The following is a 21,713-nucleotide window of genomic DNA, read 5'->3' on the forward strand; positions in this document are numbered from 1 at the left end:
TCCCCCTCCTATCTTTTCACCATTATAACGTAAAAATGGGTTTATTTGGTTTGATGTCGAAAGGTTTATACGAGTGAATGTTGAAGATTAGTAGTATCGAACTTTTAACCTACTAAAACGTTCAGCTAAAATGGCAGGAAATATCCCTTGCTTTTTATCATATATATCAATAAATGTAAGAATGAAACGAAGTATGAGGAATGAAGAAAATAATTGTCATTTTTGTTATTGTTTTCCACACTGTCTGCCTGCAATGACTCGCCTTATTTATATAAGGGAGAAAGTGAACATTCGGAAGGAGAGCTTCGTTATATCATATTGTCAGACGAAAGTGGAGAGTATAAGCTTACGATTAAATAAGGGGAACCCAGAGGAGTTAAAGAATGTTTTAAATTATAGCTTTAGCTTCGAGACAAGTCAGTTTGCTGGTGGAGGAACGAGAGCTTTCGATGAAAATGAAGATATACCTAATCCGCGGGTATTTAGAGATAGTGGTAGTTTAGACAACAGCTTGCATTTACTAAAGGATGAAAAGATTGATGTAACGGTCAAGTGGGGAGAACAAATAGAGGCTTTCACCTTAACAACTAATAAAGAGTAAGGTTGTTCCCCCTCTCGTAACAACCTTACTTTTTATGAAAAACTCTCTTTTTCAAAAAAATCATCACTATAACAATAAACACAAGAGCAATGGCGCCATAAACAATATAGGAATACATATCCATATAACCGACCACGGACTCCCATGATTCTCCTACCGCAGCGCCAATAAGGACGAGGACGATATTCCAAATCAATGTCCCAGCCGTTGTCAAAATAAGAAAAACAAGAAAATTCATATGCGCCATCCCTGCCGGTAAAGATATTAAACTCCTAATTAAAGGGATAAAACGACAAAAGAAAACGGTCCACTTTCCGTATGTTGAAAACCAACCGTTTGCTTTATGAATATCTTTTTTGGTTAATCTTAAAATATGACCCCAACGTTCTACGATTCGCTCCACTTTTCTGATGTCAATCAGCAAGCCAACACCATAAAGAACCACTGCGCCACCTACTGACCCTAAGGTCGATGCTACGACAACGCCAGCTACACTTAAATTCGTAGTAGTCGTCATAAATCCACCAAAAGTTAAGATTACTTCAGATGGAATGGGCGGAAAGATATTTTCCAACATAATCAACAAAAAAATCCCAACATAACCAAACTGCTCCATCACACTTGTAATCCAGCTCTCCATCTGCCTTTCACCTACTACTCTATGATTCTATTACCATACCCTTTCTTTGGTGAAATAACCAATGAGTTGGAGCAATCTGATAAAATATTGCTTAAAATAGGGTGCTATATAAGCAGTTTATATAATAACCATTCATCTCGGATAGGAATACCATTACTTGCCACAAATGGTATGGAAGGTTTTACAGTTCGCGCTTTCTCTACTGCGTTTGGATAAACTGCTTTTAATACATAGCCGCGTTTTTGATAAAAAGATAATGCATGTAGATTATCGTTGGTTGTGATGAGCTGAACCGCCTTTGCCCCCAATTCTCTTGCCTTTTCTTCAATAACACACATCAAACTTGAACCAATTCCCTGCCCTTCATATACACTGTCTAACGAAATGACTTCACATATATCTTCATTATGCCTAATGTAAGTCACTAGGCCAACAATCTCACCTTTAGCACTCTTATATACATAGCCATCCAGCTCATCACAATGATAGACGCCAGAGGAGAGAACCATCTCTGTCGTTCCCCAATGATTCGCGAAAAAATCACTCACTTTTTCTCTATTATCCTCGTCTATCATCTCAATCATAGATAACATCCGTTCTCCATTGTTTAAACGCTGGACTTAACTCACTCCAAACATCAAATTGATTGCCATTACAATCGTAGAAAATAAAGTTCTTGCCCGCATGACCACGATCTTCAATTGCTCCTACCAACACTTCTTCCTCTATAAAAAGGGTATGCAATCTTTCCAGCTCAGCTAACCCGTCCACTTCAAAAGTAACAGAAAAATGTTCTCTGCCTTCTATGTCAACAAATTGGGAACGCTCTCCACCTTCTGCTTTTACTAAAAAGATACTTTGATTCGCTAAATCTAGAATAGCTTTATGTTGATCCCTATAATTAACAGCTGCACCCAGATGTTTCTGATACCACTTTGCTGATTGTTCCACATCTATTACAGGTAGATAAGTCGTTCCTATTCTTACTAGACGTTCCTTCATTTCTTTATCAGCTCCTTATTGCTAAAATATTCGCCTTTGCTCTTAGATTTCCTTTTCACTTAATGAAAATGGAAGGATTCTAACAGTTGAGAAGCGAACACTTTATTAGCATTAAAACTAATAAGGAGGCAGCATCATTTGAGAATCGTTGATACAGTTGGAGATTTTGTGAGCCATTATCAACCAACATCCGAATACTTAGAACAGTACTATCATCAATTTCAAGCAGACTATGAAGTTTATTTCGCCCATCATTGTTTACATATTGAAACAAAAAAACGAGCAGCATTGAAGAAACACCCACCTAAGCTACCAGAACTTTTACCGATGAGAGACTTATTTCTTGAACACATACCAAATATACTTCAACGATATGAAGCGATGTTTAATGTAAAATATACTAAAACAGTCCGCTTGCTCGTCGGCTTATATGGGAGCAATGCCTTTGTGTATCAGCAATATCAACCTGATGTAGCCTTTTGTCTAGAAAAACTCCCCTATAACGAAACCTATATTAAAATTATTATTGCCCATGAGTTTGGACATGTCATGCATTATTTATATAATGACATCTATTCGCAAGACTGGCATCTTGTCAATTGGACTCATCCCTATACATGGCTCTTACAAGAAGGCATCGCAACGGCCCTTTCCACGCTATTAGTAGAAGCACGATTAGACGAACATTTCGCCTTTGAAGAAGACAGAAAGTGGCTTGACTTCACTCAAAAAAATGAAAGTTTGATCGCGAAACAGTTTCTTTATGATATGAAGACCATTAACGATAGTCATACAATTTATAAAGAATGGTTCTCTATTAATGGAGGGAAAAACTTCAAGCAGACCCGCTTAGGCTATTACCTTGGCTATCGAATCGTTAACGCATTATTAACACAGTATGATATAAAAGAAACATTCACCATTTGGAAAGAAGATGAATTTGTTTCTATAATGGAACAACAGCTTAGAAATATGACCTGACAGACAATCGCGATTTGTAGTGTTCCCCCATCTACTAATCGCGATAATCATTCATGTGTGTAAAAGTCCTTTACACCCCCTTCACGCAACTTTTACATAAATTAGAACAAAAGTGCGATTGCCACAACAAATTCAGCAAGCATTCTTTCCTTTCAATCGTAAAAACCCTTCCAAATCACTCCTTTCCGCCACTAATTACCCATTTTTTCTTCTTTACTCTTTTTTCACCCTCTCTTTATCAACCGTTAAAAATTCGACCTTATAGTTATCTTGTACAAACCATTTTAGGGGGGAAGAAACATGTTGAAAAAGACTTGGAAAAAGAAACTATTGTCACTCGCACTTGTATCTACCATTGCTGTCGGGGGCATCTCTACCGTACTACCTGAGCAAGAAGTAGAAGCGAAAGGAAAGCCAAAGGGGAAAGATAAAGCACAAAATGTCATTTTCCTTATTCCTGACGGTTTTTCCGCGGCCTATGCAACAAACTATCGTTGGTATAAAGGTGAGGATACCGTTCTTGACTCGATGAACATCGCGATGCAACGTACATACTCAGCGAACTCCAATATTACAGATTCAGCAGCTGCCGGAACGGCGATGGCAACTGGCGTAAAGACCAATAATGGTATGATAAGCACCGATCCGACTGGTAAAGAACTAAAAACAATTTTGGAAGAAACAGAAAGGAAAGGGAAATCATCTGGGCTAGTTGCCACTTCAACGATTACCCATGCGACTCCAGCAGCTTTTGCTTCACATGTCGCTTCTCGTGCAGATGAAGCAGATATTGCCCCTCAATTACTCGACAATGATGTGGATGTCATCTTAGGTGGAGGACAAAAATACTTTACTGACGAATTAATTGATGAAGCGAAAGACGAGGGCTACCAATTAGTTACAAATAAAAGAGAATTGGATCGTGTGAAGAAAACGAATAAAGTGCTTGGTTTATTTGCCGAAGAAGGAATGGCACCGGAGCTTGATCGCGAAGACACACAACAGCCTAGTCTAGCAGACATGACAGAAACGGCTATCGATACATTGAAAAAGAATAAAAACGGCTTCTTCTTAATGGTGGAAGGAAGTCAAATTGACTGGGCAGGGCATGCGAATGATGCAGCATGGGCAATGAAAGACAGCGAAGCATTTGAAGAAGCTGTCATTGAAGCAATGGATTTCGCTAAGAAAGATGGCAATACGCTTGTTGTTGTTGCTGGAGATCATGATACAGGCGGAATGTCTGTTGGCGGTTACGGAAATGGTAGTGCCAATGTGGAAATGCTACGAGATGTGACGGCTACAGGTGACTATATGGCATCCAAACTTAATAAGAAACGGACAAACGCTAAGAAAGTGCTAAAAGAATATGCAGCGATTGATTTAACGAAAGCTGAAGTCAATGCAATCAAAAATGCTGATAATCCAGCTTCATCTATCAATCAAATCATTTCAGAAAGAGCATCTGTCGGTTGGACAAGTACCGGCCATACAGGAATTGATATCCCCGTTTATACTTATGGCCCAGGATCAGAACTGTTTACTGGCACAATGGAAAATACAGACCTACCAGTAAACATGGCAAAAGCGATGAAAATGAACTTTAAGCCTGGAAAATAAAAATGAAACAAGCCATCTCCAATCAGTTGGAGATGGCTTTTTAATCTACTAAAACTAACCTTCCTGCGCCTCTTTCTAGTACATCCCCTGCACCCGGAAATATAAACGTCCATGGCATTGACGTATTTGGCTCAACATGTATTTGATTCGTTGTAAAAATATGTTGAGCAAGTTGGGTTCCATCCTCAGCTAAATAAGACACAACAGTATGCTCTAAAACAAAAGCTTCTTTCGTTGTATTTTGAATCAGTACCGATATCAATAAGTCCTCTCGATGATTTTTTGCTTGCCAAATAGAGGTAAAACCAATCATTCCATTATGTAGATGAGGAACAGATTGACTATAAATCCCCTCAATCTCTTTACGGTCCTTTTCTGATAAGGTTGAGGCCCATTTTTCTTGAAAAACTAATGAATGCATTGCTTCATCCCTTTCCTATTAACTTAATATTAGACATTTAACTGATAGAAGTAAAATGAAATAAAATTACCTTAATTAAGAAGGACAAGCTTTAACGGACGGTTCGAATAGTAAGGACATTATTAGAATAACCTTATTTTTACTAGGATTGGACAAAGACAATCCTATAAAATTTAAAAGTGCTTAGGCATGAACTCAATTTAACCTATTAAAAGCACCTCCATGTTCAATATACTTTACAAAACGAAGTCCTTATCTTGATTGTAGGTACTATTTATATAACCTATTCTATATAAGAACAGTGCAAAAACTCTTAACAAAGGATACATTAGCGAAAGCGCTTGGCTATCACTTGCCACAAACCAACTGGCTAGAACCTTATCCACTTTTAAAAATCCTGATAAAAGCACGTGGACAACAAAGTTGAAAAAGTATTGTCATTTACATAATTAAAGAGGAAATAAATTTAATCGCCAAAACAGTCATGATTACAGTCATAACGGCATGGGTAAAGAAAAAAAAGGGAACCACACAAGATTTGTGTGGTTCTACAATGAAGATAGATTCATTTGACTAGCTACCGAACATTAATTCACTTTTCTATGTTGCTGATTTAACTTCTGGATAATTGTCTGATAAAACTCCACTTTTTCCTTCTGCAACAAAAACATCTGATGATTAGGGTTCTCCTCTTGCATTGGTCGTAAATCATCAAACAATGTTTTATGAACATTTACAACATCCTTAAGAATATCAATAACGGCATCTAATTCCTTTTCATTCAATCTCTGTGACATAACGAGTCCATCTTTCTATATTTGAATTGAGTTTCTTAAAACTAAATATAAATAACAATTTCAAATTCAGGCTTTATTGATAAATAAAACAAATAGCTATTAATTACGACAAATAACCAAAATTAACCTTACTTGTTATTATTATTGTATTAATTTTATTTTAATATATAGTATTAAATGTTAAGATTTCAATGTCATATTTGAAAATACTATCTAGACAAGCAGTTATCTAAGTATTCTTCATGATTTGCAGCTATCTCAACAGATCCTAAATCATACATTATTTGAATTGCCTTTTTACAATTTTTAGTTCCCAGTTCTATTTTATTTGTCTTAATTTCATACAATCCTCTAATGAATAAGAGTTTTGTTTTCTCAAAAAATAAATCTGTATCTTTTAATAAATCTTCCAGTGTCTTAATAAAAAATAAAGAATCTGCATATCTTTTTCCTTCAACACAAAAAATCACAGCATTGAGTAAAATTCTAATAACCTCTTGTCTGTTGACTCTCAAATTCATATACATTTTAGTCTTTTTTAATATTTCCTTAGATAGAATAACCATTGAATCCATAGTCAATAAATTCATAGAGTTTCCAAACAGGACAATCTCAAAATATCCCCACGTATCAATAGATAATAAATATTCACTTATATAATCCCTATCTACTTGAGAGACATCCTTCGACGGGTCTAGTGTATGTATAATTGCGCTAATCATAATATAACTAAACTTATATGTAGGACTATTTGTCTCGATATATAAATCCATTTCTTTCTTTTTATACTTTTCTAAAAGAATAATATTGTTGCTCTCATATGCTGATTTGATATCATCTAATAAAACTTCTTGGTCGAGTAATTTATAGTCGTTGGCTATGAAACTAAACTCTTCTATTGTCACATTTATTTTGTTTAATAATGAATAAAAATTTGATAGGGAAATGTCTGATTCATCTCTTTCAAACTTAGATAAGAACGAAATGCTAATATTTCCTTGAGCTATATCTTTCAATGAGAGGTTTTTGGCAAGACGTATCGTTCTAAAAACATGTCCTAATTTATTCATATTAAGCCCTCCGATTTTCATATATGACAAAAAGCAGGCATTATTACATATTTTATTCTATCATTTATTAGGAAGAATATCATATATAGGAGGTGTAAATAATGACTAAATCCATTAAAAATTTGTTTCTAAGCGGTTTCGGAATCATAATAATCATTGGCACACAATCATTGTCTACTGTTTTATGATTATCTATAGTACACATTATGCTAATAGAGCCCTTTTATTAACAATCAAGGGCTCTATTATACTACATAATTTCAAATATTATCCTTCCTCACACCAAATGTATAAATATACATAATAATAATTACACTTCCTTCCATTAACTATTTGCAGCAAACTTTTCTATTTTCATTTAAAAAGAAAAACTACCTCTATCTCCTCCCCCGTTCCCATATCTTTCACGTTGTACTTATTGTTCTTCACTTCATTTTCGCCAATAATAATGACTTTTTTTATGTTTTCTTTATTTGCACGTTCAAGTGCTCTGCGAAGCTTCATTTTACTCATTTCTAGCAATACATTGTATCCTTTTTTCCTTAAGTCATTGGCAACTGTTAATGCCTCGATATTTTTACTAAGTGGTATCACATAATAATCAACTGGAGAGGGGCTTAAATCCTGAACATTTTTCGCTATGAATGCTGTAGAAATGACATCTAAACCAAAGGATATTCCCACTGTTGGCATGGTTTCATTTGTGCCAATAAGACCTCCAATCGCTTGATCGTATCTTCCTCCACTACCAATACTTGATGTAATTGTTTTATCCACAAGAAAGATTTCATAAATTGTGCCGGTGTAAATTTCTAACCCTCTCGCTAAAAAAGGATTAAAATTACATTGTCCCTCTATAGATAAGGCCTGCAAAAAACTTTCTAGTTCAGCGATTTCTTTGCCCCCTTCTTGTACTTGAGTGGATTCATAAGATTCAAAAGAAGATAACGTTGAGTTTTCCTCATCTTCTAAAAACCTTTGAATACTACTTAATGTATTTCCTGAGAGATTGAGATGATTAAGTTCTTTCATCACGCCATCGGCACCAATCTTATTCAGCTTATCAAAGACCAATATCACTCGATTGAGTTGGCCTTTATCGACTCCAAAGAGTGCCAACATTCCGCTTAGGTATTTCCTATTATTATATTGAATCTCCACCTGAAGACCAATTCTCTCAAACGCATCAAGGGCCATAAGCATTAATTCGGCTTCTGCCATCTGACTTTCAATGCCAGTTACATCTACATCACATTGGGTAAACTCTCTAAGTCTACCCGTTTTAATAGGACCGTCCCGAAAAACCTTCCCAATTTCGTAACGTTTAAAAGGCATCCTCAATTGAGGGTTCATCGCTATCACTTTAGCAAATGGAATGGTTAAGTCATACCTCAGAGCCAGCTCTCTTTGTCCTCTGTCGGATAAATTGTACATTTCCTTAAGGATCTCATCTCCACCGCTATATTTGGAAGCCATTAATTTTGAATAATTCAGTATCGGTGTCTCTAGCGGTTCACATCCGTATTGAACGAATACCTCCTCCAATGTTCGAGTAATGTCTCTTCTCACCTTTGCAATTTCCGGTAAATAATCTTGCGTCCCTTTTACGTTTTGTTCTTGCATTTTCTTCATTCTACATTCTCCTTTTTTATATAATAAAAAAACCGCACTTGATATAAGTGTGAACTTAATCAAATACGGTTGAATGAAAAATAGCCTTCCTATTTACGATTTTCAAGATCGAAATAGCAAAGCTAGATTATATGATGATGCAATTGTGAAAATGAGCAATTATCTTTTATAGGCATCATTCTTCACCTCAATTTTTTTATTAATCTATCATATATTCCTTCATTTATCAAATTGAATTGACTGAATTATATTTTTTCTTATGAAGAGTCATCAAAATCAAACTTATTAAATATAATAACCAAGCTAAACCAGCTATAGCGAAGAATCCTGGGGTTAATGCAAAGTAAAGTGAACAGGGCAATGACCAAATAACAGCAATGAGCATGATGAACTGATTCGAGACCCTTATAAATATAATAATGAACAAAGCAGGGAGTGCCAACAAGAAGAAGGTTAATAAGGCTGTACCTATTCCTACAAAGTCAGAAGAATAAGTTAAAAAAGTAAACATTCCCCAAATTATCATACTTATTAATCCCGCTATGAACCCGACCACTCTAGATATCTCTTTCAACCCAATCTCCTCTCTTCCATTGAACTAACTCCCCTTATACACAGCCTCTCTATGTTTATAATCTAATAACTCAACTTCCGTAGATGCTAAACTCTTATTGTTTTTCTGTGTGTTTAAGGATTGAGGCGAAATGCCAAAAGTAATTGTATCAATACCCAATTGACTAGACTTATTATTATCATATGGCAATACCGTTAAACTAATCAGAAAAGAATGTCCTAGTTCATTACCTTTCTTCCATTGCTTCATTTCAACAACGTTATAGTCTTTTGCTTGCCAGTCAAATTGGATTACAGTATCCTTTTTATAATAATTATTTACTGCATTCCTTACCTCATCATTCAATATAGCTAATACAAACTGGTCTACCACTTCCTTATCTTTGGCATCATGTTGTTTATATTCTTCTGCATGTACCTCCTCCAGACTTACATGGCAAGCGAGTAAATATATAAGCAGAAAAATGGCGAATTTTCTCATGAAAAACATCTCCTTTTTAACCATTTTTTGCTAACTGTGACCGTTTTATACGATACTAATTTCCCTCAAAATAATAAAGTGCAGATTGTTTTAATAAATAACGAATACCCTTTTGATGATAAGGCATCCAAGATTCCGCTTCTGCGATACTCATCCATCTCACCTCTTCTATCGTCTCCCTATCATTTATTTCAATCTCTCCACCAATGACTTTCGCCTTAAAAGTAAAGAAAATCGCATGAAAATTTTCCTGTTCCATAAAAGCTTCATTAATTGAGACAATATCGCCAAGTTCAATATCCAAACCTGTTTCTTCCTTCGTTTCTCTAATTGCTGCCTCTAACAATGTTTCTCCTTTCTCTACCCCTCCACCAGGTGGGGACCAATTATTATGTTTAATATTCTTTACCATCAAGATATTTTCTTCGTTTTTATCGACAATCAGTGAATAAGCTACATCTACTCGATTCATTAACCTTTCTCCTTTTGTAATTATTTTCATCATTTAGATTTTAACGACAAAAGATGATAAGAACAATATTTTAATTGGCAAGAAATATATATGTGGGATTTATGGAAAGATAAAAAGGATTCGACGTACAACCTAAGGTAATTAGTTACAGGATATTTACATACAAATTCCATATTTTCTACACATTAATGTCATGAATCTAACATTTTTTCTACATTGGTGTTCTCATTTTTAATTGATTGTGTTTAATTGTTAAGTAAAGGGGCCGCCTATCGCTACTTAAGAGATTGTTTTGTCATAGCAGTATTTTAGAAATTCACAAAAACGACACCAATCGTACACAGGTAAAAGGTTGTATCTCCTTTCCCAATTTAGTACGCTAATTACGAAAAAAAGTTTTGGAGGTCATGATATGAAAAAATTATCTATGCTACTGTTCGTAGTGACATGTTTATTAATTAGCACAAATACCGCTTTTGCACATACTCATTTAGATAGTTCAAACCCTGAAGATGGTGCGACTGTTACAGAATCAATTGATACGATTCAATTATATTTTGACACTGTTATAGAAGATAATGCTTCTTTGCAAATTGAAAATAGTGAAGGAAAAGTAGTCGAGGCGAGTGACATCACTGTTAAGGAAGATGAGTTAATTGCTACTTTCTCTGAACCAATCGCTAACGGTAATTATACGGTAAGCTGGGAAATCATCGGAGTAGATGGTCATATTATGCAAGAATCTTACGGCTTTGAAGTCAATGTTCCTGAAGAAGAGGTAGAAGAAGATACAGCAGAAATTGCTCCAACTACAGAAAATGAGGAGCCAACTGTAGAAGAAGACGAGACAACACCATCCAACGAAACAGCGGATGAAACGGAATCAAACTCAAACGGGTTATTGATTGGTATCATCCTTGTTGCCATTGTTGCGATTATTGCGATCATCTTATTAAAAAGGAAAAAATAAACTATGTTTTTTATAACCATTTTGAGTGAGGCACTTCTCTATTTATGTTTTGCTCTCCTTGCAGGCACCTTTATTTTACGATGGGTGCCTGCAAACTCTAAGCCACCTGTAAATGTATCCATCTCAATACAATTAGTGGCGACAATGGGGATTGCCGTATTATCTTTCATTCCCTTAATACAATTAGTTACCCATCTCACCAAACTTGATGGGCTGGGTTCTGCCTTTGAAAATATATTACTCAGTTTCCGCGTAGGGAATGCTTGGCTTTTCACATTCATCATTTGTATCGTTCTGGCATTTTACATTACCCTTTTTGGTGAGGATAAAAGAAAGATTTCCATTATTGGAGAAATGATTCTTCTCTTCCTTCTTACCATCGGTGTAGCCTGGTCAAGCCATGCTGGCAGTATACAAGGAGTTTATGGGATTGGAATTCATGCCCTTCATCTAATTGCCGTTTCTACTTGGGCAGGGGTATTACTCGTCGTATCCTGGTTTTCACGGCAAACAACTAGTTGGTTGCCTTTTCTAAAATGGTTCCATCTAACAGCCATTATCTGCTTTTTACTAATTGTTTTAAGTGGTATTCTTCTAACGAATGTGACGACTGCTGAAACAGATTATAAAGATGCCTTATTGGTTTCATATGGTCAAGGCCTATTGCTAAAACTACTTTTTGTTATGCCTTTAACTGTATTCGCTTTGATCAATGGGTTTTGGATGAAACACCGCCTAAAAAGAGAGTCTTCATTCAACCCGAAGCCATGGGTTCGTGCAGAATTTCTTATCATAACCATTATCTTTATCCTTACAGGTATTTTTAATGAGCAGTCTCCCCCAATGAACATTGACAATCTAATTGCTCATAGTGGCTATGCACCGATATTAAATCTGTTCTATCAAGGAACACTTGAAGGAATTTCAGTTTCATTTATTTTCACTGAAGTGGGCATCATATTCGGCATTCTTGCCCTTAGCTGCCTTGGTGGAAGCTTAGTCCTCTTTAAAATGAAACAACATGTTGCACTTTCCTTTTTAGCTTCTGTTTTATTTGTATTAATGGCTTACTTCGCAATGATACAAAGCATCGCAGTTAATTAACATTGCAACTATCTGTAACACGAAAAAATGTTGGTTTAACATTAACATTTTTTCGTGTTATTTTTTTTCGCTTCTTTCAATTTCATATGATTAAAGCAATGTTTGACCTCATTTTTTAGCCTATTACTTCTTCTTATTCAGGTCATTCTCCTTAATACACTTCCCTTTCAATTTGAATGATACATGGCCCCCTTTTTACAATCACTTATATAACGATTATGATTCATTCCAAAACGATCTATACATTCATAATGGGGGATGAATATTCCTAAACCCAGAGCCCATCGCAAACCTATTTAGAATTTTTTCGAAACAGATAGTGATTTTTTACATATCATGTTATATAATCTATTTAGAGATATTTCTAAATAGATTAAAGAGGTGTTATCGTGGGGTTTCCAGATACATTTAAGGCTCTTTCAGACCCTGTGCGTAGAGAGATTCTTGTCTTACTGAAAGATAAAAAGCTATCTGCCGGTGAGATTGGGAAGCATTTTGAAATGACAGGAGCAACCATTTCTTATCACTTATCACAGCTAAAAAAGGCAGATCTTATACTTGAAAGCAAGTATAAGAACTTCATTTATTACGAATTAAATATTTCTGTATTTGAAGAAATTATGCTGTGGTTTACACAATTTGGAGGGAAAGAAAATGACAAGAAAAATGAATAGGACACTTGTGATTACGACGTTACTTTGTTTACTTCCTATTATTCCTGGCTTGATTGTATATCCTGATTTACCTGATCAAATCGCCATCCACTGGAATACAGCAGGTGAAGCTGATAATTTCACCTCGAAAGCCATTGCTGTGTGGGGATTGCCCCTATTAATGGCCGCCATTCACTTATTTACTATTTTTATGATAAATAATGACCCAAAGAAAGAAAATACCGCTAAAGCACTCAAACAATTAATTATATGGTTAATTCCAATTATGACTCTTATCATCGTACCCATCACCTTATTCAAAGCACTCGGCTATGACATCCGTATTGAATCTATTGCCCCTATTCTGGTAGGACTCATTTTCATCATTTGTGGAAATTATATGCCTAAAAGTAAGCAAAATTTCACGGTAGGAATCAAGCTACCTTGGACACTTACAAGTGAGGAAAATTGGAATAAAACCCATCGATTAGCCGGTTATTTGTGGATTATTGGTGGGCTTGGTATGATACTCACTGGATTTATCAACTTTGCTCAGATTCTGATCATGATTATTTTAGTTGTGATTATTGTCATCATACCAACTGTTTATTCTTTTGTGCTCTATAAAAAAGGGATATAAGTATAACAAAAGCCTTCTCCTATATAAGGAGTAAGGCTTTGTTTTATTTTATTTCAAAGCTGATGGATATTCGAACAAGTTCAGATCAAATACCATTGGATATAGGAAGTATACAAATAAAATAATCAGTACAGTGGCTAAAATGGTAACTAGTGTTCCTCTTCTTAACATATCAACAATCGTTACTTTCCCTGTACCAAATATAATTGCTTGAGATGGTGTACCAATCGGTAGCATAAAAGCAAAACCAGCACCTAAAGCAATAGCTGTCATTAATGGTAACGGATGTGCATCAATTGCTAACGCAAGCGTAGCCGCAATAGGTACAAATATAGTTGTCACAGCAGTATTAGGTGCAATCTGAGTAATACCAATTGCTAATAAGGTCGATATAGCCAGAATGACAATATATGGCGTTCCTTCTAACAATAATAGCTGACTACCAACCCATGATGATAGATCCGTTTGACTGAATCCAGCCGCAATGGCTAAACCTCCTCCGACCAAAAGCAAGACATCCCAAGGCATTTTCTTAAGAGAATCCTGACCGAGTAATCTTCCTCCGTGCTTTTTAGATGCTGGGATTAAATAAAGTAATAAGGCACCGGTAATCGCAATCATTGTGTCACTTATGCCCGGAATGATATCCGTCCAGAGGAAAGATCTTGTTAACCACATAAAAGCCGTTAACGTGAATACTAACCCTACTGCCTTTTCCTCAAAACTCATTTTTCCGAGATTTTCCTTCTCATCTATTACGAATTGTTTTCCTGATTGCAGGCTTTTAACATTCATGGGGTAGGCGATTTTAGTTAAATAAAAAGCTGTTGCAATACCTAGAATGAGGATCATTGGAAAAGCAAACAAAAACCATTTAGCAAATGATATTTCTATACCGAACATTTCAGTTACTAATCCTGCCAATATCAGATTCGGTGGCGTTCCAATCAGTGTCGCGCTTCCTCCGATAATTCCACCAAAGCCAATAGAGAAAATGATAGATTGAGTGAACTTCTTTTCTTCTGCAAAAGTATACTGTCCCTCTTTTTTCATTAATTCTCCTACTTTGAAAGCAATCGCTGTTCCTATCGGTAACATCATCATTACAGTCGCCACATTAGAAATCCACATAGAAAGAAAACCTGTTGCGAACATAAATCCATATACTAAACCTGACGTACTTGTTCCTACAAGACTAATGATTGACAACGCGATCCTTTCATGAAGATTCCATTTCTCAATCGCAAGCGCAATCGCAAACCCGCCAAGAAAGAGGAAAATATTAGGATCGCCATAACTACTTGCTGCTTCACTACCAGATATTGCTCCTAATAAAGGTAATAATACAATCGGTAACAAGGAGGTTAATCCTAAAGGCATGACCTCCAAAATCCACCACGTTGACACCCAGGCTGTAATAGCCAGGACTGCTTTTCCTTCATCACTCAATCCATTTAATGGAAGTATCAACCAGATCATGAAGAATAGAACAGGACCTAATAGTAATCCGATAACCTGACTAGTTTTATACGAACCTGGATTGTTTTTACGATTATTCTTTTCCTCTTTAGCGCTTGATGAGGTTGATGTCACACTTGTCTCTTTCACTTCACGTAAACTAGCAAATGTTAATAAATCCTTCGAACGCTTATGCGATTGCCAAAGCGTTTGATTCACTTGTTTAAATAGATTACTCATTTTATCTAACTCCTTTTTTAAAAACGCTTTCATTATGGGTAAAAAAAATGGCCCTCCAAAAAGCAACACAGTTAATAAGTGCTCTTTTTAAAAGGCCGAATAGTTTATCTAGTTTTATTTCAAGTAGAGTCTTGAAATCGTAAATAAACGGGCAATTATTCAATTGGTTTTTTTAGAAACGTATCACGATACTTCTGGTGCGCGACTTTTAAGGCTACAATTAAAGCTTGTTGTGAAGGAATAATACAGTTCATCTCTATATCTAAAATCAAGTCTGATATATCTATACTAAAATCTGTCCCAATAATCATTCTCTTCAAATAATCTTTGGCAAGTCCTGTCATAAAAGTAGAATCGACATTAACGATTGTATGACTTTGTTTATTTATCTCTAGCATGATTCCAATCTGTTTATTATTTTCATACATAGGCGTATTTTGGGGAGCCTTCGCATACGCAGTTAAGAAAGCTGTTGACATCGCCATTTATAACACTCCTTTAACCATACAGTTAATTGTATTCTATCAGAATATTCTGCCCTAACCACTTTTTTATCTTTGGTAAAATTCAACTTTATCCTTATCTATTTCCATTCCAAATCCATGACCGTCTGGAATAATTAACTCAAAATTTTCGAAGCGCAAATTGTCTACTGTTATACGATCCTTAAATAATAAAGGACCAAACAATTCAGTACCAAATGTAAATTCACCTATTGTAGAGTAAACCGAAGCACAGACAGCTGTTCCTAATGTTGATTCAATCATTGTCCCACCATAAAGGCCAAATCCAGCACCTTCAGCAATAGCTGCTACCTTCTTCGTTTCTAATAATCCACCATGCTTACACGGTTTAAGGGCAATGCTATTCCCCGCACGCAGTTTAGTAATCTGAAAAACATCATGGATAGAATTAGCTGCTTCATCAGCCATAATTGGAACAGCATATTTCTCTGTTAATCTAGCCATTCCCTCTAAGTTCCAAGTGGGTAATGGCTGCTCTACCATTGAAACACCACCTTCTTGAAGTGCTGCAATACAATAATCAGCAGTTGTTTCATCCCATGCCTGATTAATATCTACCGTTACTCTTGCTCGATCACCTACGGAGCGAATAATCTCCAATACATGGTTCACATTTTTATATGGATCGCCCTTCCCTATCTTTAATTTAAAAATTCTATGACGTTTTTCCTCTAAAAATCGTTCCGCCTCTGCGATGTCTTTAGCTGTATCGCCACTTGCCAATGTCCACGCAAGTGGGAGAGAAGAATGGATTTTCCCTCCAAGTAATTCATATGCTGGTAATTGTTTTTCTTTTGCAGCTAAATCAATTAACGCTGACTCGACTACAGATTTAGCGAAATAATTCCCTCTAACCACTTTATTTAAATCGGCCATTATTTTCGCGTAATCATTTGCATTTTTACCAATCAAATGCGGTGTAATGTAAGTATCAATATTGACCTTAATCGCTTCCGGTGTACCTTCTCCATAAGATGCACCGCCGATCGTAGCTACTTCTGCCCAACCTTCTTGACCTTCTTCGTTTTGAATACAAACCAATACTATCGCTTGTTTAGTAATTGTGTGCATCGCCAACTGATGTGGTCGAATTGTTGGAATATCTAAAATAAAACTGTTAACTGAACGAATCTTCATTCTGTTCTCTCCCTTTGACAATCCATAAAAAACCTTCTAAATAAATGGATAGCAGTACACCATCTATATTTCAAAGGACGGGCGTTTACTAATGGAGATTAAAAAAGGGAATTTTTAATCGTTAATAAACAGGCTGCTTTACAGAAGTTCTTTTTTAAAATCATTGTTCCTAAAATTAAATCCATATCTGGTTACATCATTCATGCATCTCTAACGATTCCATTTATCTCCTATGCTCTTTTCAAAACTAGTAATTGGAGATATGCGTACATGCTTCATGATGGAGTATTTCCACTCTGAAGCTTTCATTTAATATATTGATTACATATTAACTTTTCAAAGCGCTTACATGATTATTGTCACAAAACTAACTACTCTCGTTTACCCATACCAATAAAAATAGGCTATCTCAAATACAACTGTCACCATACATTTGACAGTTATAGTTTAAGATAGCCATTCGTTCATTAGTTATTATTAAAGAAGGTTATTCTCTAATAGCTAATGAATAGGCATTAAGTTTGATTAGTTACTATTATAATCTCTAATTCTGAATTTTCAAGTACTTTTTTCTATTTTAAATAAAAAGGTCCCTTCGCCGCTATTAAGGTCAATTCTTCTGCAAGTTTTTGCGATGATATCGGAAATCCCTCTTCTAGCCACCATACAATGGACCCAATCGTACCGCTTAGAATATGAACTTCCCTTACTTTTCTCTCCGATTCGCTTAAGGTAGGAGTTTGTGTGACCGTACCAAAACCTTGGTTAGTAAATTTAATCATCCATTCTCTTAAAGCTACTGTAAATAATGGCAAACGATGCTCAACTAATAAGCAATGATAAAGCTCTTGTTCACTTTTGATATATTCTAATAATTGCACTAAACCTGGATAAGGCTCTTGTAGTGATTTATGTTCTGGAAGAGAAGGAACACTATTTACGATATCTGACCAATGTTGGAAAAGGCGATTAACATAATAGGTAACAAAAGCTTGTAAATCGGCAAAATGTAAATAAAAGGTCGTGCGGTTGATTTTCGAAGCTTCCGTTAGCTTCTTAATATTGATTTGCTCGAGGGCATCTGATTGGAGTAAATTTGTAAACCCTTTGCACAACAAATCAAAAGTTTGCAACACCCTTGGGTCTTTTATCACAAAACCACCATCCTCAACACATACTTTATTTATGTCTATCTTCTTAGAAAAGAAGGTTTCTTTGTACCTAACAACATCTCAAATAGTTTATCATTTAAATAGACAAGGTGTCTAACACTGAACTTGTCGACCAATTTTATTCGCAAAAGGGGATGTTTATATGAGTAAGAAAACAGCAGTTATAACAGGTGCAGGTGGAGGAATTGGACGCGCTTCTGCGATTAAATTAGCAGAAGACGGTTTTAACTTAGTTATCGTTGACTTCAATGAAACAATTGCCAATGAAACACTCGATCTAGTAAAAGAAAAAGGCGTAGAAGCCATTTTCATTAAAGCAGATGTATCTAATGCGGATGATGTTAATCATTATGTCCAAAAAGCAGTGGATACTTTCGGCACCATTGATGTATTTTTCAATAATGCTGGAGTTGTACAAAAATTCTCGATGTTCACTGATATCGAAGAATCCGAATTCGATCGTGTGATGAATATTAATACTAAAGGAGTATTCCTTGGTATGAAAGCGGTTTTAAAAGTGATGGAACAACAAGGCCATGGACACATCATCAATACCGCTTCTACTGCAGGCGTTCGCTCTGAGCATAGTGCTGCAGCCTATTCTGCAAGTAAACATGCTGTAGTTGGTTTAACAAAAGGGGCTGCACTCGAATATGTATCAAAAGGGATCCGTGTAAATGCCATCTGTCCTGGTGGCGTAGCCACTCCGCTGACTAAAGGAGTGGAAGAGCAAATGAAAACAACTGGTTATGTCCCTGCTGAAATCAGTGTGATGCGTATGGGTAGATATTCTGAACCTCAAGAAATCGCGAACGTGGTGAGCTTCTTAGCATCTGATGCATCAAGCTACATGACTGGGACAACAGTGATGGTTGATGGTGGCTTGACACTATAATTTTCCATAATAAACCACACCTAGCACAAAATCAATTTTTTAAATGATTTTATGAAGGGTGTGGTTTTATTACTACTTGCACAAATGTCTTTATTTGATTATATCTATACATTATTCCTTAATCAACGCAACTTTTCTACATTGCTAGTAAAGCGCTCGATTTCTTCAGCTGGATAAGCATTTGTCCAATGAAAAGGTTGAAGTTCACCTAAAGGAACAAACTTAAGTAGCTTTTCTTTTGTCGTTACTCCGACTCTCACTTCCGGTCCCCAATAGCGCAAACGCTCTTGACAAATACCACATGGTGAAAGAACTTTAAAGGGGCTATTCTCATTATCACGGACGACACATAAACAATGTGTGACATCAATATTGAATTTATGTGCTTCACAAATGGCACCAACTTCAATACATAACTCCGTACTAGCGTTAAACGTGACTGGTGCAACACTAATGAGATAACGTTCATCACCAGTATGAATCACAGCCGCTCCACCCCACCCTTTAGGATAGCGCTGTTCAATAAATGTGATGGCTCGATTGTACATTTCTTCTTCAATCATTCTATTTTCCTCCTACTTGACAGTTACTATCATTTTAAAGGAAAATGAAGCTCTCTAATAGCGTAAATGACGCTTATGTAGAAGAGGAGTGAGTGTGTCGTATGAAAAAAATCATGGTTATAGGTGTATCTTCAGGTGTTGGCAAGTCCACTTTTGCTAGAAAACTTAGCAAGAAGCTACAAATAGATGTCCATCATTTAGATACCTTATACTGGCTCCCCAATTGGAAAGAATCAACAGAAGAGAGATTCATACACCTTCAACAAGGCATTATAAAACAACCTGAATGGATTATTGAGGGGAATTACACTAGTACCTTCCCCATTAGAACAGCAGCAGCAGATACAATCATCTACTTAGAACTCCCTCTCTCCACCTGTCTCTACCGGATTTTTAAACGCCGTATCCAATTTCATAAAAGATCAAGACCTGATATAGCTGAAGGCTGTCATGAAAAAATTGACTGGGTATTCTTTAAGTTTATCGTGACTACTTATTATAGAAGAAAGAAAAAAATGCATGAGCGGTTTCGTAAATATAAAGATACTAAGCCAAATTTGAAGATAATCACACTTAGAAGTAGCAAGGAAATAGCAGCGTTTTTAACAAAAGGAAGAACTCTAGAGCCTTAACCCCTCTAGAGTTTCCCTTTGCAAATTACATCGTTTTCTCTATTTGATATACTTCATTTCTCTCTAAATATGATACCCAACCCTCTGATTGTTCGTATACTTCACCGATGGCTAATACTTTCCCTTCCTCAAACATCCTTCCCATGATTTGGAACCCAATAGGTAGTCTTTCTGATGTAAAACCACAAGGAACCGACAATATAGGTAGCCCTAACAAATTCCCTAGTGGTGTCTTGCCTAATCGAAAAATATTATTCACCGATTCTTCGGGACCAACACTTCCAATATCAAAAGGCGGTATTATATTCGTTGGTGAAAAGAAGACATCAATTTGTTCTGCTTGCATTTTATGTTCGATATGTTGTTGGAAGGCTTGCTGATATTGTTTGGCCTGAATGTATTCACTTGCTAACACATCTTTTCCAGCTTGTAAGCGGAACTGTATATCCTCTCCATAGAGGTGTGATTTATCCATAAACATAGATTCATGAAAAGCATAGGCTTCTGCTTTGAAAATTATTTTTTGTGCTTGTAGCGCCTCCTGTATACCAACAATATCTACTTCAATTATTTCTGCTCCGAGATTTTCAAGCTTAGCTAATGCCTGATGAATATGAATGGCTATTTCTTCATCCATTCCTTCAAAGAAATACTCTTTGCAAATAGCTACTTTTACACCTTTTAAATCCTTCAGTCGGATACTAAGATCGACTCGTTCTAACTTTTTGGCATCTGCCATGACTTGAAGGAGTATACGACTATCAGCAACCGTTCTTGTCATTGGCCCAATATGGTCCAGACTCTTACTTAAAGGCGTACATCCATCGGTACTAATTAAATCATATGTTGGTTTTAAACCAACAACACCACATAAAGCAGACGGTAAGCGAATGGAACCTCCTGTATCCGTACCAATAGCAGCAAATGCCATCCCCGCTGCAACGGCTACAGCAGATCCACCACTCGATCCACCAGGAATTTTCAATATATTCCATGGGTTTCTTGAAGGACCATAATGAGGATTTTCTGTTGTCGCCCCCATCGCGAATTCATGAAGATTTGCCTTCCCTATTATAATTGCCCCTGCTTTTTTTAGTAGCTTTACGATTTCGGCATCCTTTTGGGAAATGAAGTTTTCAAAGATTCTAGAACCAGAAGTAGTCACGCTCCCCTTCGTTTCAAATATATCTTTTAAGGCAATTGGTATGCCATGGAGTGGACCCCTAATAATCCCTTCTTTTAATTCTTTTTCAAGTACCGTAGCCTGCTCTAATGCATCTTTACTCATCAAAGTGATATATGCATTTAATACAGGATTAATTGATTGAATCCGTTCAAGTAACTTTTTCGTTAAATCTATAGGCGATACTTCCTGAACCTTTAACATCTGTGCAACGGACTCAATATCTTTGAAAAACACATTTTCCATGTAAAA

Annotated in this window: 25 protein-coding genes; 9 read left to right on the top strand and 16 right to left on the bottom strand. The window is 36.1% G+C overall.

The features are described from left to right. Positions 1-283 precede the first annotated feature (283 nt). A complete protein-coding gene (locus MKY26_RS22945) occupies positions 284-601 on the top strand; it encodes a hypothetical protein (protein WP_341099331.1) in 318 nt (105 codons plus the stop codon). Between the two features lie 25 nt (positions 602-626). Here MKY26_RS22945 and MKY26_RS22950 read toward each other — a convergent pair whose 3' ends face one another. The 3 genes from MKY26_RS22950 to MKY26_RS22960 all read right to left on the bottom strand — a co-directional run bounded on the left by MKY26_RS22950 (position 627) and on the right by MKY26_RS22960 (position 2,243). Next, a complete protein-coding gene (locus tag MKY26_RS22950) occupies positions 627-1,241 on the bottom strand; it encodes a DedA family protein (protein ID WP_307317248.1) in 615 nt (204 codons plus the stop codon). 104 nt (positions 1,242-1,345) lie between these two features. Beyond that, positions 1,346-1,825, bottom strand: coding sequence for a GNAT family N-acetyltransferase (locus tag MKY26_RS22955; RefSeq protein ID WP_095373525.1), 480 nt, complete (start codon positions 1,823-1,825; stop codon positions 1,346-1,348). Further along, positions 1,818-2,243: a VOC family protein gene (locus MKY26_RS22960; protein ID WP_307317251.1), complete on the bottom strand. Its 426-nt coding sequence runs from the start codon at positions 2,241-2,243 to the stop codon at positions 1,818-1,820. Before MKY26_RS22960 ends, MKY26_RS22955 begins: the two co-directional genes overlap by 8 nt. 138 nt (positions 2,244-2,381) lie before the next feature. Between MKY26_RS22960 and MKY26_RS22965 the strand changes: the two genes are divergently transcribed. Together MKY26_RS22965 and MKY26_RS22970 are read left to right on the top strand one after the other, a co-directional pair. Beyond that, positions 2,382-3,224, top strand: coding sequence for a hypothetical protein (locus MKY26_RS22965; RefSeq protein ID WP_341099333.1), 843 nt, complete (start codon positions 2,382-2,384; stop codon positions 3,222-3,224). 300 nt (positions 3,225-3,524) lie between these two features. Beyond that, positions 3,525-4,844: an alkaline phosphatase gene (locus MKY26_RS22970; RefSeq protein ID WP_095370387.1), complete on the top strand. Its 1,320-nt coding sequence runs from the start codon at positions 3,525-3,527 to the stop codon at positions 4,842-4,844. 40 nt (positions 4,845-4,884) lie between these two features. On the opposite strand, the gene MKY26_RS22975 is transcribed toward MKY26_RS22970, so the two are convergent. From MKY26_RS22975 to MKY26_RS23005, 7 genes are all read right to left on the bottom strand, one after another. Continuing rightward, entirely contained in the window at positions 4,885-5,265 is a 381-nt protein-coding gene (locus tag MKY26_RS22975) for an SLAP domain-containing protein (protein ID WP_307317259.1), read from the bottom strand. Between the two features lie 587 nt (positions 5,266-5,852). Beyond that, on the bottom strand, positions 5,853-6,062 hold the full coding sequence (locus tag MKY26_RS22980) for a hypothetical protein (RefSeq protein WP_095370390.1): 210 nt from the start codon (positions 6,060-6,062) through the stop codon (positions 5,853-5,855). A 209-nt stretch (positions 6,063-6,271) separates the two neighbouring features. Further along, the gene (locus MKY26_RS22985) at positions 6,272-7,132 is read right to left on the bottom strand and encodes a helix-turn-helix domain-containing protein (protein WP_180317001.1); all 861 of its coding nucleotides are present in this window, start codon (positions 7,130-7,132) and stop codon (positions 6,272-6,274) included. 354 nt (positions 7,133-7,486) lie between these two features. Continuing rightward, positions 7,487-8,764 (bottom strand): histidine--tRNA ligase, encoded by a 1,278-nt coding sequence (locus MKY26_RS22990; RefSeq protein ID WP_341099340.1) that lies wholly within the window; start codon positions 8,762-8,764, stop codon positions 7,487-7,489. Positions 8,765-8,990: 226 nt separating this feature from the next. After that, a complete protein-coding gene (locus tag MKY26_RS22995; protein ID WP_341099342.1) occupies positions 8,991-9,338 on the bottom strand; it encodes a hypothetical protein in 348 nt (115 codons plus the stop codon). 24 nt (positions 9,339-9,362) lie between these two features. Further along, a complete protein-coding gene (locus MKY26_RS23000; protein ID WP_341099343.1) occupies positions 9,363-9,818 on the bottom strand; it encodes a DUF3888 domain-containing protein in 456 nt (151 codons plus the stop codon). 55 nt (positions 9,819-9,873) lie between these two features. After that, the gene (locus MKY26_RS23005) at positions 9,874-10,290 is read right to left on the bottom strand and encodes an NUDIX hydrolase (RefSeq protein WP_341050053.1); all 417 of its coding nucleotides are present in this window, start codon (positions 10,288-10,290) and stop codon (positions 9,874-9,876) included. A gap of 412 nt (positions 10,291-10,702) precedes the next feature. On the opposite strand from MKY26_RS23005, the gene MKY26_RS23010 reads away from it, so the two are divergent. The 4 genes from MKY26_RS23010 to MKY26_RS23025 all read left to right on the top strand — a co-directional run bounded on the left by MKY26_RS23010 (position 10,703) and on the right by MKY26_RS23025 (position 13,657). After that, the gene (locus MKY26_RS23010) at positions 10,703-11,260 is read left to right on the top strand and encodes a copper resistance CopC family protein (protein WP_341099344.1); all 558 of its coding nucleotides are present in this window, start codon (positions 10,703-10,705) and stop codon (positions 11,258-11,260) included. A gap of 3 nt (positions 11,261-11,263) precedes the next feature. Next, on the top strand, positions 11,264-12,364 hold the full coding sequence (locus MKY26_RS23015; RefSeq protein ID WP_095370397.1) for a copper resistance D family protein: 1,101 nt from the start codon (positions 11,264-11,266) through the stop codon (positions 12,362-12,364). Between the two features lie 389 nt (positions 12,365-12,753). Next, positions 12,754-13,038, top strand: coding sequence for an autorepressor SdpR family transcription factor (locus MKY26_RS23020; RefSeq protein ID WP_095370398.1), 285 nt, complete (start codon positions 12,754-12,756; stop codon positions 13,036-13,038). Continuing rightward, entirely contained in the window at positions 13,019-13,657 is a 639-nt protein-coding gene (locus MKY26_RS23025; RefSeq protein WP_095370399.1) for an SdpI family protein, read from the top strand. The genes MKY26_RS23020 and MKY26_RS23025 overlap by 20 nt, the downstream gene beginning before the upstream one ends. A 48-nt stretch (positions 13,658-13,705) precedes the next feature. Here MKY26_RS23025 and MKY26_RS23030 read toward each other — a convergent pair whose 3' ends face one another. From MKY26_RS23030 to MKY26_RS23045, 4 genes are all read right to left on the bottom strand, one after another. Beyond that, the gene (locus MKY26_RS23030; protein ID WP_341099346.1) at positions 13,706-15,355 is read right to left on the bottom strand and encodes an SLC13 family permease; all 1,650 of its coding nucleotides are present in this window, start codon (positions 15,353-15,355) and stop codon (positions 13,706-13,708) included. A 155-nt stretch (positions 15,356-15,510) separates the two neighbouring features. After that, positions 15,511-15,840 carry a DUF3870 domain-containing protein gene (locus tag MKY26_RS23035; protein ID WP_095370401.1) on the bottom strand — a complete coding sequence of 110 codons (330 nt, stop codon included), beginning with the start codon at positions 15,838-15,840 and terminating at the stop codon, positions 15,511-15,513. 66 nt (positions 15,841-15,906) lie between these two features. Continuing rightward, complete coding sequence (locus MKY26_RS23040) at positions 15,907-17,016, bottom strand: muconate cycloisomerase family protein (RefSeq protein WP_307317276.1); 1,110 nt, start codon at positions 17,014-17,016, stop codon at positions 15,907-15,909. Positions 17,017-17,588: 572 nt separating this feature from the next. After that, positions 17,589-18,170 (bottom strand): TetR-like C-terminal domain-containing protein, encoded by a 582-nt coding sequence (locus tag MKY26_RS23045; RefSeq protein WP_095370403.1) that lies wholly within the window; start codon positions 18,168-18,170, stop codon positions 17,589-17,591. Positions 18,171-18,330: 160 nt separating this feature from the next. Between MKY26_RS23045 and MKY26_RS23050 the strand changes: the two genes are divergently transcribed. After that, on the top strand, positions 18,331-19,083 hold the full coding sequence (locus MKY26_RS23050; RefSeq protein ID WP_095370404.1) for an SDR family NAD(P)-dependent oxidoreductase: 753 nt from the start codon (positions 18,331-18,333) through the stop codon (positions 19,081-19,083). Positions 19,084-19,205: 122 nt separating this feature from the next. Here MKY26_RS23050 and MKY26_RS23055 read toward each other — a convergent pair whose 3' ends face one another. Next, on the bottom strand, positions 19,206-19,646 hold the full coding sequence (locus tag MKY26_RS23055; protein WP_341099349.1) for a cytidine deaminase: 441 nt from the start codon (positions 19,644-19,646) through the stop codon (positions 19,206-19,208). Between the two features lie 101 nt (positions 19,647-19,747). On the opposite strand from MKY26_RS23055, the gene MKY26_RS23060 reads away from it, so the two are divergent. Beyond that, complete coding sequence (locus MKY26_RS23060; RefSeq protein ID WP_341099351.1) at positions 19,748-20,278, top strand: topology modulation protein; 531 nt, start codon at positions 19,748-19,750, stop codon at positions 20,276-20,278. Positions 20,279-20,303: 25 nt separating this feature from the next. Here MKY26_RS23060 and MKY26_RS23065 read toward each other — a convergent pair whose 3' ends face one another. Then, positions 20,304-21,707: an amidase gene (locus MKY26_RS23065; protein WP_341099353.1), complete on the bottom strand. Its 1,404-nt coding sequence runs from the start codon at positions 21,705-21,707 to the stop codon at positions 20,304-20,306. Positions 21,708-21,713: the final 6 nt, after the last annotated feature.

Origin of the sequence: Cytobacillus sp. FSL R7-0680, from assembly GCF_038009245.1 — a bacterium.
Taxonomy (GTDB): domain Bacteria; phylum Bacillota; class Bacilli; order Bacillales; family Cytobacillaceae; genus Cytobacillus; species Cytobacillus kochii.

Bases quoted from the DNA above. Each gene is read 5' to 3' on its own strand.
- MKY26_RS23060 (WP_341099351.1), top strand. From the start codon at position 19,748: ATGAAAAAAATCATGGTTATAGGTGTATCTTCAGGTGTTGGCAAGTCC.
- MKY26_RS22970 (WP_095370387.1), top strand. From the start codon at position 3,525: ATGTTGAAAAAGACTTGGAAAAAGAAACTATTGTCACTCGCACTTGTA.
- MKY26_RS22985 (WP_180317001.1), bottom strand. From the start codon at position 7,132: ATGAATAAATTAGGACATGTTTTTAGAACGATACGTCTTGCCAAAAAC.
- MKY26_RS22975 (WP_307317259.1), bottom strand. From the start codon at position 5,265: ATGCATTCATTAGTTTTTCAAGAAAAATGGGCCTCAACCTTATCAGAA.
- MKY26_RS23010 (WP_341099344.1), top strand. From the start codon at position 10,703: ATGAAAAAATTATCTATGCTACTGTTCGTAGTGACATGTTTATTAATT.
- MKY26_RS23035 (WP_095370401.1), bottom strand. From the start codon at position 15,840: ATGGCGATGTCAACAGCTTTCTTAACTGCGTATGCGAAGGCTCCCCAA.
- MKY26_RS23040 (WP_307317276.1), bottom strand. From the start codon at position 17,016: ATGAAGATTCGTTCAGTTAACAGTTTTATTTTAGATATTCCAACAATT.
- MKY26_RS23025 (WP_095370399.1), top strand. From the start codon at position 13,019: ATGACAAGAAAAATGAATAGGACACTTGTGATTACGACGTTACTTTGT.
- MKY26_RS23005 (WP_341050053.1), bottom strand. From the start codon at position 10,290: ATGAATCGAGTAGATGTAGCTTATTCACTGATTGTCGATAAAAACGAA.
- MKY26_RS23000 (WP_341099343.1), bottom strand. From the start codon at position 9,818: ATGAGAAAATTCGCCATTTTTCTGCTTATATATTTACTCGCTTGCCAT.
- MKY26_RS23015 (WP_095370397.1), top strand. From the start codon at position 11,264: ATGTTTTTTATAACCATTTTGAGTGAGGCACTTCTCTATTTATGTTTT.
- MKY26_RS23065 (WP_341099353.1), bottom strand. From the start codon at position 21,707: ATGGAAAATGTGTTTTTCAAAGATATTGAGTCCGTTGCACAGATGTTA.
- MKY26_RS23050 (WP_095370404.1), top strand. From the start codon at position 18,331: ATGAGTAAGAAAACAGCAGTTATAACAGGTGCAGGTGGAGGAATTGGA.
- MKY26_RS22980 (WP_095370390.1), bottom strand. From the start codon at position 6,062: ATGTCACAGAGATTGAATGAAAAGGAATTAGATGCCGTTATTGATATT.
- MKY26_RS22955 (WP_095373525.1), bottom strand. From the start codon at position 1,825: ATGATTGAGATGATAGACGAGGATAATAGAGAAAAAGTGAGTGATTTT.
- MKY26_RS22990 (WP_341099340.1), bottom strand. From the start codon at position 8,764: ATGAAGAAAATGCAAGAACAAAACGTAAAAGGGACGCAAGATTATTTA.
- MKY26_RS23055 (WP_341099349.1), bottom strand. From the start codon at position 19,646: ATGATTGAAGAAGAAATGTACAATCGAGCCATCACATTTATTGAACAG.
- MKY26_RS22950 (WP_307317248.1), bottom strand. From the start codon at position 1,241: ATGGAGAGCTGGATTACAAGTGTGATGGAGCAGTTTGGTTATGTTGGG.
- MKY26_RS22960 (WP_307317251.1), bottom strand. From the start codon at position 2,243: ATGAAGGAACGTCTAGTAAGAATAGGAACGACTTATCTACCTGTAATA.
- MKY26_RS23030 (WP_341099346.1), bottom strand. From the start codon at position 15,355: ATGAGTAATCTATTTAAACAAGTGAATCAAACGCTTTGGCAATCGCAT.